This window comes from Curvibacter soli (genome assembly GCF_029211125.1).
Classification (GTDB): Bacteria; Pseudomonadota; Gammaproteobacteria; order Burkholderiales; family Burkholderiaceae_C; genus Curvibacter_A; species Curvibacter_A soli.
The window spans coordinates 46,739-59,084 of record NZ_JARGEN010000029.1; the positions used below are offsets into that span (position 1 = coordinate 46,739).

The following is a 12,346-nucleotide window of genomic DNA, read 5'->3' on the forward strand; positions in this document are numbered from 1 at the left end:
TGCGGCGGGGGGATTTCCATATACTCCCCCCCATCATATCAGCCACCGCAATAAATCCGGGCGGCGCACATGCATACTCCCCAGGAGTATCAGCGCATTGCATACCCCAGCACGATGCCGGCGAAAACCGTGGCGCCCAGCCAGTGGTTCTGCGCAAAGGCGGTGAAGCAGCCCTCCCGCGTGCGCGTGCGGATCAGCCGCCAATGCCACGCCACCTGCGCCAGCGCCGCCGCGATGGCCAGCCAGAAAGCAGCGCCCAGCGCCTGCCCCGCCAGCGCCGCGGCCCAGATGCCGAGGAACAGCAGGTAGAAGCACAGGATGGCCGCCACGTCGAAACGGCCCAGCGTGATGGCCGAGGTCCGGATGCCGATCAGCAGGTCGTCGTCGCGGTCCACCATGGCGTACTCGGTGTCGTAGGCCAGCACCCAGAACAGGTTGCCCAGCACCAGCCACGGCGCCGGCCACGGCACCTCGCCGCGCACCGCCGTGAATGCCATTGGAATGCCCATGCTGAAGGCCACGCCCAGCACTGCCTGCGGCATGGCGAGAAAGCGCTTGGCGAACGGATAGAGGATGGCGACGGCCAGCGCGGGCAGCGACCAGAGGATGGTGGGCAGGTTGGTGGTGAGCACCAGCGCGAAGGCCGCCAGCGCCAGCGCCGCGCCCACGGCCAGCGCCTCCCGCACCGGCACCGCGCCGGTCGTCACGGGACGCTGGGCGGTGCGCTTCACGTGGCGGTCGAAATCGCGGTCGGCAACGTCGTTCACGCAGCAGCCCGCGCTGCGCATGAGGATGGTGCCGGCCACGAACACCGCCAGCAGGTGCCAGCCCGGAAACCCGCCCGCCGCCACCCACAGCGCCGCCAGCGTGGGCCACAGCAGCACCAGCCAGCCCGCGGGGCGGCTCCAGCGCACCAGGTCGAGGTAGAGCGCGAGCCTGCCCCCCGCGCCGGCCCACCGCGCGTGGCCGCCGCTCGATCGGCGCCTCACTCTTCCAGCAGCGAGCGCAGCATCCAGGCCGTCTGCTCGTGTACCGTCAGGCGCTGCGTCAGCAGGTCGGCCGTGGGCTCGTCGCCGGCCTTGTCGGCCTGGGAAAACAGCTCGCGCGCCGTGCGCGCCACGGCCTCGTGGCCCTTGACGAGGATGCGCACCATCTCCAGCGCCTTGGGCGGGTGGCCCGGCACGTCGGGTACGCTGGCGAGCTTGCCGAAGTCGGCATAGGAGCCCGGCGCGAAGTGGCCCAGCGAGCGGATGCGCTCGGCGATCGGGTCCACCGCGTTCCACAGCTCGGTGTACTGCGCCATGAACATGGTGTGCAGCGTGTTGAACATCGGACCCGTCACGTTCCAGTGGAAGTTGTGGGTGGTGAGGTAGAGCGTGTAGGTGTCGGCCAGCAGGTGCGACAGTCCTTTGGCGATGGCGGCGCGGTCTTTCTCGCCGATGCCGATGTTGATGGATGGGGCTGCGGTGGTCTTGGTCATGGTGCTTCTCTCCTTGCGCGTTGCGCGTTGCGCGGCTCGGTGGTGTGGAAAAACGGTACGCCGGCGGCCCGGCGGCCCGGCGGCCATGGCCCCATGGTAGCGGGCCCGCGCACAGGCGTCACGACAGGCGCTCGACGCCGGGCAATTCGCACGCATAGATGGCGTTGCGCAGCGCGGCGATGGCCTCGTAGCGCGTGAAGCTGCGCCGCCAGGCCAGCACCACGCGGCGCGTGGGCGGCTCGCCCTCGAACGGCAGGTACTTGACGAAGGCGCCGTCGTCGTGCCTTGCGGTGCGGCGCGGGCGGGGCTCCAGCGCCCCGTGCGGCACCGACAGGCGCGGCACCACGGTCACGCCCATGCCGGCGGCCACCATGTGCTTGATGGTCTCCAGCGACGAGCCCTCGAAGCTCTTGCGGATGCCCTCGGCGTTGCTGGAAAAGCGCGCGAACTCGGGGCAGACGTCCAGCACGTGGTCGCGAAAGCAGTGGCCGGTGCCCAGCAGCAGCATGGTCTCGCTTTTCAGCTCTTCGGCGCTGATGGCCTTGCGCGCGGCCAGCGGGTGCTGGCGGGGCGCGGCGACCATGAAGGGCTCGTCGTACAGCGGCGCCACGGCCAGGCCGGCGTCGGGAAAGGGCTCGGCCATGATGGCGCAGTCGATCTCGCCGGTGCGCAGCATCTCCAGCAGCTTGACGGTGAAGTTCTCCTGCAGCATCAGCGGCATCTGCGGCGTGCGGGCAATGGTCTGGCGCACCAGGTCGGGCAGCAGGTAGGGGCCGATGGTGTAGATGACGCCGAGCGTGAGCGGGCCCGAGAGCGGGTCCTTGCCGCGCTTGGCGATCTCGCGGATGCCGGCGGCCTGCTCCAGCACGCTCTGGGCCTGGCGCACGATCTCCCCGCCCAGCGCGGTGACGGCCACCTCGCCGGCGCTGCGCTCGAACAGCTTGACCTCCAGCTCGTCCTCCAGCTTCTTGACCGCCACCGACAGCGTGGGCTGCGAGACGTAGCAGGCGTCCGCCGCGCGGCCAAAGTGCTTCTCGCGCGCGACGGCGACGATGTATTTGAGTTCGGTGAGGGTCATGCGGTCAGAACGTGTTTACGTTCATGCTCTCAGGCTTTCAGGTATTCCGATTTTCCACCCAGCCAGCGCTCCACGTGGCGGCGCGCCAGCTCGGGGTGGGCGTCGAGCATGCGCGGGGCCAGCGCGCGCGCCCATTCCAGCAGGGCGGTGTCGGTCGCCAGGTCGGCGAAGCGCAGCAGCGGCGCGCCCGACTGGCGCGCGCCGAGGAATTCGCCGGGGCCGCGGATGGCCAGGTCGCGCCGGGCGATCTCGAAGCCGTCGCCGGTCTCGGCCATGGCCCTCAGGCGCTCGCGCGCGGTCTCGCCCAGCCGGCCCGCGTCGCCCGTGGAATACAGCAGCACGCAGGCCGAGGCCGCCGCGCCGCGCCCCACGCGCCCGCGCAACTGGTGCAACTGGCTGAGGCCGAAGCGCTCGGCATGCTCGATGACCATCAGCGAGGCGTTGGGCACGTCCACGCCCACCTCGATGACCGTGGTGCTGACCAGCACGCCCATGCGCCCCTCGGTGAACTGCGCCATCACGGCCTTCTTCTCGGCGGCCGGCATGCGCGAATGCAGCAGGCCGACCGTCACGCCCGGCAATGCCTCGGCCAACGCGGCATGGGTGGCGGTGGCGTTGACCAGGTCGACCGCCTCGCTCTCCTCGATCAGCGGGCAGACCCAGTAGACCTGCCGGCCCTGCGCCAACTGCCCGGCGATGCGCGCCACCACCTCGTCGCGCCGGCTGTCGGCCACCAGCCTGGTGACCACGGGCGTGCGGCCCGGGGGCAGCTCGTCGAGGGTGGAGACGTCGAGGTCGGCGTAGTAGCTCATCGCCAGCGTGCGCGGGATGGGGGTGGCGCTCATCATCAGCAGGTGCGGCTCGGAAACGGACGCCCCCCACGCTCGGCCGCCACGCGGGTCGCTGCCCCCCGAGGGAGCTGCATCGCCTTGGGGCGGTCCGGCGGCGAGGCCTTCGCGCATCTTGGCGCGCAAGGCCAGCCGCTGCGCCACGCCGAAGCGGTGCTGCTCGTCGATGACGGCCAGCGCCAGCCGGCGAAAGCGCACCTGCTGCTCGATGACGGCGTGCGTGCCGACCACCAGTGCGGCCTCGCCGCTTTCCACCAGCGCCAGCATTTCGGCGCGCTCCTTCTTTTTCTGCCCCCCTGCCAGCCAGGCCACGCGCTGCCCGCGCCGCGCCAGCAGCGGCTCCAGCCAGCCCGTGAGCTTGCCGAAATGCTGCTGGGCCAGGATCTCGGTGGGCGCCATCAGCGCGCACTGCCAGCCCGCGTCGATGCACAGCGTTGCGGCCAGCGCCGCCACCACGGTCTTGCCCGCGCCCACGTCGCCCTGCAGCAGGCGGTGCATGGGCACGGGGCGCGCCAGGTCGCGGGCGATCTCCTCGCCCACGCGGCGCTGCGCGGCAGTCAGCGCGAACGGCAGCGCCGCCAGCAACTGCTCGTGCAGCGCCTGCGCGCCGCGGCCCGCCTGTGCCTGCAAGGGCGGCGCGCGCAGCCGGGCGCGCTCGCGCTTGGACTGCAGTTGCGAGAGCTGCTGCGCCAGCAGTTCCTCGGCCTTCAGGCGCTGCCAGGCCGGGTGGCTGCGATCCTCCAGCGCGGCCAGCGCCACGTCGGGCGCGGGGTGGTGCAAAAAATATAGCGCATCCCGCAGGCTCCATAAGCGCTGGAGGCCGTTTTGACCATGAAGAACCGTAGGGGGCGGCGCGTCCGACGGCAGGGTTTCGGCGAGGTCGGCGTGCTCCAGCCCGCTCTGCACCGCGCGGCGCAGGTAGGCCTGCGGCAGTTGCGCCACCGTGGGATAGACGGGCGTGAGCGCCTCGGGCAGCGGGCCGCCGGCGGGCTGGAAGGCGGGGTGCAGCATCTGCCGGCCCGCCAAGCCGCTGCGCATCTCGCCGCGCACGCGCACCTGCGCGCCCTCGGCCAGCGCCTTCAGGTGCGAGGGGTAGAAGGTGAAGAAGCGCAGCTCCAGCGTGTCGCTGCCGTCGTCGAGCAGCACGCGCAGTTGCCGCCGCGCGCCGGGCATGATCTCGCTGTGCAGCACGGTGCCCTCGACCTGCACCGCCTCGCCGTCGCGCGTGTCGGCGATGCGGCGGATGCGGGTTTCGTCCTCGTAGCGCAGCGGCAGGTGCAGCGCCAGGTCGATGTCGCGCGCCAGCCCCATCTTGAGCAGGGCCCGGCGGGCGGGGGACAGGGCGGTCTTCGCGGGCGCGGCGGCGGACATGGGAGAATTCTGCCTTCGTTGGCAGCCCCGGGCCTCGCCCGCGCGGCCCACCCTGCCCCTCCACCTCTTTTCTTGGTACGGACGCGTCCCGTCCTCAAGCCCCATGCATTCTTCCGCCCCCGAGGCCCTGCGCCTGCCCTTGCCCGAGGCCGCCCGCCGTTTCACGCTGTCCGACTTCGACTTCGCCCTCCCCCCCGAACGCATCGCCCAGCACCCGGCGCCCGAACGCAGCGCCTCGCGGCTGCTCGACGGCACCGGCGCGCCGCCGGTGGACCGCATCTTCCGCGACCTGCCCGCGCTGCTGGCGCCGGGCGACCTGCTGGTGTTCAACGACACCAAGGTGGTGAAGGCCCGGCTGTATGGCGAAAAGCCCACCGGCGGCAAGGTCGAGCTGCTCATCGAGCGGGTGCTGCAGGGCCGGGAGGTCGCGGCACACATGAAGGTCAGCAAGAAACCGCCCGCGGGCACGGTGCTGGCCATGGACGGCGGCTTCACCGCCACGCTGCTGGGCCGCTGGCCCGACGCCGACGGGCCGCTGTTTCGCTTCGCCTTCAGCGCCGACGCCTACGCGCTGATGGAGGCGCACGGCCATGTGCCGCTGCCGCCCTACATCACGCATGCCGATGGCGAGGAGGACGCGCGCCGCTACCAGACCGTGTTCGCCCGCCAGCCCGGCGCCGTGGCCGCGCCCACCGCCGCGCTGCACTTCGACGCCGCCGTGCTGGCCGCGCTGGAGGCGCGCGGCGTGCGGCGCGCCAGCGTCACCCTGCACGTGGGCGCGGGCACCTTCCAGCCGGTGAAGACCGAGAACATCGCCGAGCACCGCATGCACAGCGAGCGCTACGACGTGCCTGCCGCAACGCAGCAAGCCATTGCCGACACCCGCGCGCGCGGCGCCCGCGTGGTGGCCGTGGGCACGACCACCGTGCGCACGCTGGAATCCTGGGCCGCCAGCGGCGTGGCGCACGGCGACACGGCGATCTTCATCACGCCGGGCTTCGGCTTTCGCGTGGCGGACCTGCTGGTCACCAACTTCCACCTGCCCAAAAGCACGCTGATGCTGCTGGTCTGCGCCTTCGCGGGGCATGCGCGCGTGATGGCGCTGTACCGGCATGCGATCGCGCAACGGTACCGGTTTTTCAGCTATGGCGACGCGATGTTGCTGGCGCGGCGGCCCTGGGGTGATGCAGGATAATCGCTCGTTTCCAATGCCCACGGCCTTCTGTAACGGCCATGCGCGCGGCCCACGTTCCACATCGGCCTTACTTCCATGAACAATACCGCGACCCCGACGGACCCCTTCATCCAACGGCTTTTCAGCATCCGCGACCAAATCGCGCGTGGGGAACTGCCCGCTGCGGCCCAGGCACTCAACGAGGCGCAGAAGGTATCGCCAGGCGACCCACGCCTCTTCATCCTGGGCACGCTCATGGCGGAGAAGAGCGGCAACGCCAAGGGTGCGCAGGAGATCGCGCGCCGCGCCGTGGCCGCCGCCCCCCGGTGGAGTGTGGCCGTGATCGAGCTGGCGCTGCTGCTGGCACGCCAGAACCAGTTCAAGGAAGCGCTGGAACAGGCCCACCGCGCCGTGGACCTCGCCCCCAACGACCCCAATATGCTGATGCATGGCGTGGACATCGCACACCGCGCGCAACATCCGGAGCAGGCACTGCAGTGGCTGCGCCGCGCCGACGCACTGGTACCGGGCAATCTCAGGATCCAGCATCTCATTGCGCAAGACCTTGCCGCAACGGGCCAGCGGGCCCAGGCATTGGACGCACTGACCGCCCTGCATGAGGCGCACCCCGAGAACGCCGATATCCTGCTCGACGCGACCAAGGCCGCCATCTCTTTGCAGAAGAAACGCGTATCGCAAACGCTAGCGCGCCGGCTTGTGGCGCTTGCGCCCGACAATGAAGAATACAAATTCTGGCAGCAGATCGCACAAGGCAAGACACCCGCGACCCAGATTGCGGGCGATGTAACGGCGCTGTTCGACCAGTTCGCCGAAAAATTCGACCAGCACCTTGTCCGCGGGCTCCAATACCAGATGCCGCGCGTCATCGCCGAGCGCATCAAGGTGCGCTATCCAGGTCTGAAACTCAATGTGCTGGACCTTGGCTGCGGGACGGGATTGCTGGGCGTGTGCCTTGGCCGTATCGATGGCGCACTGGTTGGCGTGGATTTGTCCATGAAGATGATCGAGCAGGCGGCACGGCATGGGGTTTACGACCGCTTCCACAACGTAAACCTGCTGGATGCACTGCAGGCGACCCCTGACAGCCTGTACGAAGTCATCACCGCCGCGGACGTGTTCATCTACGTCGGCGACCTCAGTCAAGCCATCCCGAACGCCTGCCGGATTCTCGTCCCCGGTGGCCGGTTGATGTTTTCGTGTGAAGCCGCGACGGACGACGAAGCGGACTACGTGCTTCATGCCGACAACATGCGCTACGCGCACAAGGCCAGCCATGTGCAGGCGCTGTGCAAGGCTGCGGGTTTCGACGACGTGTTGATAGAGGCCACGGATCTGCGGCTGGAAAAGGGCCAGCCGGTCAAAGGGTTCATTGTCGAGGCGCACAAGCCGCTCTGACGCCGCCCGCCGATGCTCCAGTTCGACATCCTCGCCACCGACCCCGCCAGCCACGCCCGCCGCGGCGCGCTCACGCTCAACCATGGCGTGGTGCAGACGCCCATCTTCATGCCCGTGGGTACCTACGGCACCGTCAAGGGCGTGATGCCGCGCTCGCTGGAAGAAATGGGGGCCCAAATCATCCTGGGCAACACCTTCCACCTGTGGATGCGGCCCGGGCTGGACGTGATGCAAGGCTTCGGCGGCCTGCACGCCTTCGAGCAGTGGGGCAAGCCCATCCTCACCGACAGCGGCGGCTTCCAGGTCTGGTCGCTCGGCGCGATGCGCAGGATCACCGAGGAGGGCGTGCACTTCGCCAGCCCCGTGAACGGCGACAAGCTGTTCATGTCGCCCGAGGTCAGCATGCAGATCCAGACGGTGCTCGATTCCGACATCGCGATGCAGCTCGACGAGTGCACGCCGTTCGAGACCGACGGCCACGTCACCACCGAGGCCGAGGCGCGCAAATCCATGGAGATGAGCCTGCGCTGGGCCCGCCGCAGCCAGGACGAGTTTGCGCGCCTGGCCAACCCCAACGCGCTGTTCGGCATCGTGCAGGGCGGCATGTTCGAGCACCTGCGGCAGGAATCATTGGAGGCGCTGGTGGCGATGGACTTCCCCGGCTACGCCGTCGGCGGCGTGAGCGTGGGCGAACCCAAGGACGAGATGCTGCGCATCATGGCCCACACACCGCACCGGCTGCCGGCCCACAAGCCACGCTACCTGATGGGCGTGGGCACGCCCGAAGACCTGGTGGAAGGCGTGGCCTGCGGCGTGGACATGTTCGACTGCGTGATGCCCACGCGCAATGCGCGCAACGGCACCATCTTCACGCGCCATGGCGAGCTGAAGCTGCGCAACGCGCGCCACAAGGCCGACCCGCAGCCGCTGGACGCCACCTGCACCTGCCACGCCTGCGCCGGTGCGTCCGGCGTGCCGTGGGCCGAGGGCGGTCGCGAGGGCTTTTCCCGCGCCTACCTGCACCACCTGGACCGCTGCGGCGAGATGCTGGGCCCCATGCTCACCACCGTGCACAACCTGCACTACTACCTGAACCTGATGCGCGAGGTGCGCGAGGCGCTGGATGCAGGCCGGTTCGGCGAATTCCGTCAGCAGTTCAAGACCGACCGGGCACGCGGGGTCTGAGCAAGCCGATTTTCAGTTCTCCAGCGCTACGCCGGGCGCGTCATGGCTGTGCCGTGCCAGATACACCTCGTGCAGCGTGATCTTGCGCACCTCGGCCTTGCTGCCGCCGATGTGCGCAGTCAACAGCCGGCAGGCTTCGTCGCCGCGTTTTGCCAGCACCGCGCGCAGGATGCGGGCATGCTCCTCGTAGGTTGCGTCCACACGCGGGCGCTTGGTGAAGTCAAGCCGGCGGATGATGCGGATGCGCTCGGTCACATCGCGGTGCACGCGCGCCATTTCGGCGTTGCCTGCGGCAACCACCAGCGTGCAGTGGAACTCTTCATCCCAAGCGCCCACCTGCACCATATCCTGGCTGCGCTCGCTCTCATCAATCAACCAGATGGACGACAGGCCGTCGAGCGCCGCACGGTCAACGCCCGGCGCGGGCGCGCACAGCCGCCGCACGGCCTCGGTTTCAAGCACCGTGCGCAGGTCGTAGAGCTGGTCGAACTGGTCGAAGTCGAATGGCAGCACGCGCCAGCCGCTGCGGTAGAGCACCTCGACGAAACCCTCCTGCTGAAGCCGGTAGAGCGCCTGGCGCACGGGTGTGCGCGATACAGACAGCCGCTCACAGATCTCGCCCTCGGTGAAGCGATCTCCGGGCACGAGGCGGAAGTCGGCGATGTCCCGCTTGAGCAGTTCGTACACGCCCTCGGCGCGGGAGCGGCGCGCGGCGGGCGGCGCGGCGGCAGGCGGCGGGGAAACAACAGAAGGCATGGATTTGGTCACGGTCTCCGATATTAGAGCGTGTTGCGCCCCGGCAAACCCGCCAATGCCCGCAGCAAGGCCGCCGATGGTGCCGTCCAACCCACGATGCCGCCCTGTGCGCGCACCATCTCCAGCGTACTGGCCTTGAAGGCTGGAAAGTAGCTCTCGGTGCAATCCTCCAGCAGCAGGCATTCGTAGCCACGGTCGTTGGCCTCGCGCATGGAGGTCTGCACGCAGACTTCGGTGGTCACCCCGCCCAACAGCAGATGCGTGATGCGACGCGCCTGCAGCCATTCGTGCAAGCCCGTGGCGTAGAAGGCGCCCTTGCCGGGTTTGTCGATCACCCGCTCGCCCGGCATGGGCGCCAGCGCGTCGATGATCTGGTTGCCCGGCTCGCCCGCGACAAGGATGCGCCCCATCGGCCCGACGTCGCCGATGCGCAGGCTGGGGTTGCCACGGTTGCGCTTGGCGGGCGGGCAGTCCGACAGGTCGGGCTGGTGCGCCTCGCGCGTGTGCACCACCGCGCCGCCCACCTGGCGCCATGCGGCCAGCACGGCCTGCATGGCTGGCACGATGGCCTCGAGCAGGCGCACGTCGTTGCCCAGCGCCGCGCCAAAACCGCCGGGCTCGATGAAGTCGCGTTGCATGTCGATCAGCACCAGCGCCGTGTGTGCCGTATCGAACACATAGGGGAAGGGGTTGGCATCCATCTGCATGGTGTTTCTCGTTGGTTGCGGTGTCAATGCTGCCCGCCGCCCATGTGGGCGCCCAGCACCTGCCGGTCTGCGGACGCGGCGGCGGTTTCGTACACCACGCGGCCTTCGCTCATCACGATGATGCGGTCCGACAGCTCCAGCAGTTCGTCCAGGTCTTCGCTGACCAGCAGTACCGCTCCACCCTTGTCGCGCACCTGCACGATGCGCGTGTGGATTTCGGCCACAGCGGCGAAATCCAGCCCGAACACGGGATTGGCGGCGATCAGCACGTTGATGTCGCCAGCCAGCTCGCGTGCCAGCACCGCACGCTGCACGTTGCCCCCGGACAGGCTGCGGATGGGCGCGTCCTCGCCCTGGGTCTTGATGCCGTACTCGGCAATCCAGCGACGCGCGCGGCTGCGCCACTGGCCAAAGTGCAGCAGCCCCCACGATGCGAGCGGCGGCTGGTCGAAGTCGCGCAGCGCCATGTTCTCGGCCACGCTCAGGTCGCCCACGCAGGCATTGCGCAGTGGCTCTTCAGGCAAGCTGCGCACCCGCAGCGTGCGGTTTTCGGCGCGCCGCGCCGCATAGGGCCGGCCCATCACACGCACCTGCCCGGCAGCGCGCGGGCGCTGGCCCACCAGGGACTCCACCAGTTCGCGCTGGCCGTTGCCCGACACGCCGGCCACGCCCAGTATTTCGCCGGGGCGCACGGACAGGCTGAGGCCCTGCACGGCCAGCGTGCCGCGGTCGCCCGGCGCGCTCAACCCCCGCACGTCGAGTACGGCGGCCGCGCCGTCCGCTATGTCATCGATAGCTGCATGCCAAGGTTTTACGTGCGCTTGCGCCTGATTTTGCTTTGAGTCTTCGCCCATCATGGCGCGCGCCAGCCGCTGCGGGTCGGTATCGGCCACATGGGCATGGTGCACGGCCCTGCCGCGGCGCAATACCGTCACGCTGTCGGCATAGGCCATCACTTCGCGGAACTTGTGGGTGATGATGAGCACGGTGCAGTGGCCGCTGCGGGCGAAGTCGCGTACATGGCCCAGCACCTCGTCGGCCTCCTGGGGCGTCAGCACCGAGGTCGGCTCGTCAAGAATCAATAGGCGCGGCCTCAGGTAGAGCTGTTTGAGCAGTTCGAGCTTCTGCTTCTCGCCCGCCGCCAGCGCCGATGGCGTTGCATCGAGGTCGAGGCTGAACGGCGTGGTGGCCAGGAAGCGCTTGAGGCCGGCGCGCTGCGCCTTCCAGTCGATCAGCGCGGGCGTTTTACCGCCCGCCAGCAGCAGGTTTTCAGCCACCGTCATCCCAGGCGCCAGCGTGAAGTGCTGGTAAACCATGCCGATGCCTAGCTGCCGCGCCACGACGGGGTTGTCGATGTCCCGTTCACGCCCGTCGATCAGGATGCTGCCCTCCTCCGGGCGCTGAAAACCCGCCACGCACTTCACCAGCGTGCTTTTGCCGGCGCCGTTTTCGCCCAGCAATGCATGCACCGTTCCTGGCTCTACGTGCATGCTCACATGGTCCAGGGCGGTGAAGCCGCCGAAGCGCTTGGTCAGCGCGTAGGTGTCGAGCGCCAGGGCGCCCGTGGCGGACGACGGCGGGGTGACGGGGGCAATCATGGGCGCACGCTCCTTTCAGCCTCTCAGGCCAGGGCCTCGATCAGCGCCGTGGAGGGCGCATGCGCGCCGAACACGCCGCCCTGCATGGTGATCATCTTCAGCGCCGCCAGGTGGTTGCCGGGATCGGTGGCCGCGGTGCAGTCCGACAGCAGCAGGCACTCGAAACCACGGTCGTTGGCGTCGCGCATGGTGGTGTGCACGCATACGTCGGTGGTGATGCCGGCGAGCACGATGTTTTCTATCCCGCGCAGGCGCAGCACCATCTCCAGGTCGGTGGCATAGAACGAGCCCTTGCCGGGCTTGTCGATGACCACTTCGCCAGGCAGCGGGGCCAGCTCGGGGATGATTTCCCAGCCGGGCTCGCCGCGCACCAGGATGCGCCCGCAGGGGCCAGCGTCGCCAATGCCCAGTCCGTGCTTGCCTATCTGCCTTGAACGCCAGCGCTTGTTGGCCGGCAGATCCGACAGGTCTGGCCTGTGGCCCTCGCGGGTATGGATGATGGCGTAGCCCAGCCGGCGCAGCAGGGTCAGCAGGCGGCCAATCGGCGCAATGGGCGCCTGCGTGAGCGACAGGTCGTAACCCATCACGTCCACATAGCCGCCTTTGCCACAGAAGTCGGTCTGCATGTCGATCACGATCAGCGCGGTGTTGTCGGGACGCAGCGCGCCGTTGTAAGGCCATGAATAGGGATTGGCGGCGACGTGGCGTTCAGCGGTGTTGGCGGTCATGGCGC

The 12,346-nt window shown here is 69.1% G+C and carries 11 protein-coding genes; 3 read left to right on the forward strand and 8 right to left on the reverse strand.

Annotated features, from left to right (window positions below; translation table 11 throughout):
• Nucleotides 1-89: 89 nt before the first annotated feature.
• From ubiA to recG, 4 genes are all read right to left on the reverse strand, one after another.
• On the reverse strand, nucleotides 90-989 hold the full coding sequence (gene ubiA / locus PY257_RS07160; RefSeq protein ID WP_275740404.1) for a 4-hydroxybenzoate octaprenyltransferase: 900 nt from the start codon (nucleotides 987-989) through the stop codon (nucleotides 90-92).
• Nucleotides 986-1,480: a Dps family protein gene (locus PY257_RS07165; protein ID WP_275740406.1), complete on the reverse strand. Its 495-nt coding sequence runs from the start codon at nucleotides 1,478-1,480 to the stop codon at nucleotides 986-988. Before PY257_RS07165 ends, ubiA begins: the two co-directional genes overlap by 4 nt.
• 118 nt (nucleotides 1,481-1,598) lie before the next feature.
• Entirely contained in the window at nucleotides 1,599-2,558 is a 960-nt protein-coding gene (locus PY257_RS07170; protein WP_275740408.1) for a LysR substrate-binding domain-containing protein, read from the reverse strand.
• A 29-nt stretch (nucleotides 2,559-2,587) separates the two neighbouring features.
• Nucleotides 2,588-4,777 carry an ATP-dependent DNA helicase RecG gene (gene recG / locus PY257_RS07175; protein WP_275740410.1) on the reverse strand — a complete coding sequence of 730 codons (2,190 nt, stop codon included), beginning with the start codon at nucleotides 4,775-4,777 and terminating at the stop codon, nucleotides 2,588-2,590.
• A gap of 103 nt (nucleotides 4,778-4,880) precedes the next feature.
• On the opposite strand from recG, the gene queA reads away from it, so the two are divergent.
• The 3 genes from queA to tgt all read left to right on the forward strand — a co-directional run bounded on the left by queA (nucleotide 4,881) and on the right by tgt (nucleotide 8,552).
• Complete coding sequence (gene queA / locus PY257_RS07180) at nucleotides 4,881-5,972, forward strand: tRNA preQ1(34) S-adenosylmethionine ribosyltransferase-isomerase QueA (RefSeq protein WP_275740412.1); 1,092 nt, start codon at nucleotides 4,881-4,883, stop codon at nucleotides 5,970-5,972.
• Between the two features lie 75 nt (nucleotides 5,973-6,047).
• Nucleotides 6,048-7,367 (forward strand): methyltransferase domain-containing protein, encoded by a 1,320-nt coding sequence (locus tag PY257_RS07185; protein ID WP_275740414.1) that lies wholly within the window; start codon nucleotides 6,048-6,050, stop codon nucleotides 7,365-7,367.
• A gap of 12 nt (nucleotides 7,368-7,379) precedes the next feature.
• Nucleotides 7,380-8,552, forward strand: a complete 1,173-nt coding sequence (gene tgt, locus PY257_RS07190; RefSeq protein ID WP_275740416.1) for a tRNA guanosine(34) transglycosylase Tgt — start codon at nucleotides 7,380-7,382, stop codon at nucleotides 8,550-8,552.
• A gap of 12 nt (nucleotides 8,553-8,564) precedes the next feature.
• Here the strand turns inward: tgt and PY257_RS07195 are convergent, their stop codons facing one another.
• The 4 genes from PY257_RS07195 to biuH are packed head-to-tail and all read right to left on the reverse strand — an operon-like array spanning nucleotide 8,565 to nucleotide 12,341.
• Nucleotides 8,565-9,308, reverse strand: a complete 744-nt coding sequence (locus PY257_RS07195; RefSeq protein ID WP_275740418.1) for a GntR family transcriptional regulator — start codon at nucleotides 9,306-9,308, stop codon at nucleotides 8,565-8,567.
• Between the two features lie 23 nt (nucleotides 9,309-9,331).
• The gene (locus PY257_RS07200) at nucleotides 9,332-10,015 is read right to left on the reverse strand and encodes a cysteine hydrolase family protein (RefSeq protein WP_275740420.1); all 684 of its coding nucleotides are present in this window, start codon (nucleotides 10,013-10,015) and stop codon (nucleotides 9,332-9,334) included.
• A 23-nt stretch (nucleotides 10,016-10,038) separates the two neighbouring features.
• Entirely contained in the window at nucleotides 10,039-11,613 is a 1,575-nt protein-coding gene (locus tag PY257_RS07205; protein ID WP_275740422.1) for an ABC transporter ATP-binding protein, read from the reverse strand.
• A 23-nt stretch (nucleotides 11,614-11,636) separates the two neighbouring features.
• Nucleotides 11,637-12,341: a biuret amidohydrolase gene (biuH, locus tag PY257_RS07210; protein ID WP_419095669.1), complete on the reverse strand. Its 705-nt coding sequence runs from the start codon at nucleotides 12,339-12,341 to the stop codon at nucleotides 11,637-11,639.
• Nucleotides 12,342-12,346: the final 5 nt, after the last annotated feature.